Annotated in this window: 2 protein-coding genes; both read right to left on the bottom strand. The window is 65.1% G+C overall.

Annotated features, from left to right (window positions below; translation table 11 throughout):
• A partial coding sequence (istB, locus tag KTN05_RS17400; protein ID WP_217330630.1) for an IS21-like element helper ATPase IstB occupies window positions 1-721 on the bottom strand: 721 nt, incomplete at its 3' end.
• A partial coding sequence (gene istA, locus KTN05_RS17395) for an IS21 family transposase (protein ID WP_217330629.1) occupies window positions 711-2,056 on the bottom strand: 1,346 nt, incomplete at its 5' end. The genes istB and istA, both read right to left, overlap by 11 nt.

Genomic DNA, 2,056 nt, shown 5'->3' with positions numbered 1-2,056 from the left:
AGCTGTCGTTTCCGGTCTCCAGGATGTGACAGCGGTGGGTGAGGCGATCGAGTAGCGCGGTGGTCATCTTGGCGTCGGCGAAGACCGAGGCCCATTCGCTGAAGCCGAGGTTGGTTGTGATGACGACGCTGGTGCGCTCATAGAGCTTGCTCAGGAGATGGAAGAGCAGCGCACCGCCAGAGGCGCTGAACGGCAAGTAGCCCAGTTCGTCCAGGATCACGAGATCGAGCCGGGTCAATCCCTCCGCGATCTGGCCCGCCTTGCCCTTGGTTTTCTCCTGCTCGAGGGCATTGACGAGTTCGATGGTGGAGAAGAAGCGGACCTTTCGCCGGTGATGCTCGATGGCTTGGATACCCAGGGCGGTGGCGACATGGGTTTTGCCAGTGCCCGGCCCGCCGATCAGCACGACATTCTGCGCGCCGTCGATGAACTCGCAGCGGTGGAGCTGGCGCACCGTGGCCTCGTTGATCTCGCTGGCAGCGAAGTCGAAGCCCGAGAGATCCTTGTAGGCCGGGAAGCGCGCGGCCTTCATGTGATAGGCAATGGAGCGCACTTCGCGTTCCGCCAGTTCGGCCTTCAGCAGCTGGGACAGGATCGGCACGGCTGTCTCGAATGCCGGCGCCCCCTGTTCGATCAGGTCGGTGACGGCCTGGGCCATGCCGTGCATCTTCAGGCTGCGGAGCATGATGACGATGGCGCCGCTGGCGGGATCATGACGCATGGCGGTCTCCGATCTGCGCCCGCAGGTCGTCATAGCGTTCGACGTTAGCCTTCGGCTCGTGGCGCAGGGCCAGCGCCTGCGGAGTATCGATGCCAGGACCCCCGCTGGTCTTGCCATCGATCAGCCTGTGCAGGAGATTCAACACATGGGTCTTGGTCGCGACGCCTTCGGCCAGGGCCATTTCCACAGCAACCAGCACAGCCTGTTCATCATGCTGCAGGACCAGCGCCAGGATATCGACCATCTCGCGATCGCCACCGGGTCGTCGCAGCATCTGGTCCTGCAACTGTCGGAAGGCCCCGGGCAGTTCCGCGAAGGGCGCACCGTTCCTGAGGGCACCCGGCTTGCGCTGGATGACGGCCAGATAATGCCGCCAGTCATAGATCGTGCGAGGCGGCAGGTGATGGGACCGCTGGATCACCCGCCCATGTTCGCACAGGATCTGTCCCTCGGCGGCAACCACCAGCCGATCCGGGTAGACCCTGAGGCTGACAGGACGGTTGGCGAAGGACGCCGGCACGCTGTAGCGGTTGCGCTCGAAGCTGATCAGGCAGGTGGGTGAGACACGCTTGCTCCGCTCGACGAAGCCGTCGAAGGCAGGCGGCAGGGCCATCAGCGCGGCCTGCTCTTCGGCCCAGGCGTCGGCGACGGTTCCGGGCAGAACCCCGTGCGGGATCTCGCGCCACAACTCCAGGCAGCGCCGTTCAAGCCAGGCGTTCAGCGCCGCCAGGTCAGGAAAGTTCGGCATCGGCTGCCACAAACGAGGCCGGGCATCCTGGACGTTCTTCTCGACCTGCCCCTTCTCCCAGCCCGCGGCAGGATTGCAGAACTCCGGCTCGAAGACATAGTGGTTCGTCATGGCGAGGAAGCGGATGTTGACCTGCCGTTCCTTGCCGCGGCCAACGCGGTCAACCGCCGTCTTCATGTTATCGTAGATGCCGCGGCCCGGCACGCCGCCGAAGACGCGGAACCCGTGCCAGTGGGCATCGAACAGCATCTCGTGGGTTTGCAGCAGATAGGCCCGAACCAGGAAGGCTCGGCTGTGTGCCAGCTTGATATGGGCGACCTGAAGCTTCGTGCGCTCCCCGCCCAGAACCGCGTAGTCCTCGCTCCAGTCGAACTGGAACGCCTCGCCCGGACGAAAGACCAAGGGGACGAAGGTGCCGCGGCCCGTCGTCTGCTGCTCGCGCTGCCGGTCCATCCGCCATTGCCGGGCGAAGGCCGCGACCCGGCCGTAGGAGCCGGTGAAGCCGAGCGCCACGAGGTCGGCATGGAGTTGCTTCAGCGTCCGGCGCTGCTTGCGTGACTTGCCGGCTTCCGTCTTCAGCCACGCCG

The sequence above is a fragment of the Paracoccus sp. Z118 genome (genome assembly GCF_019061185.1).
In the GTDB taxonomy this organism is placed as follows: Bacteria; Pseudomonadota; Alphaproteobacteria; order Rhodobacterales; family Rhodobacteraceae; genus Paracoccus.
The sequence above is the reverse complement of the archived record's forward strand: the minus strand, read 5'-3'. Positions and strand labels throughout refer to the sequence as shown.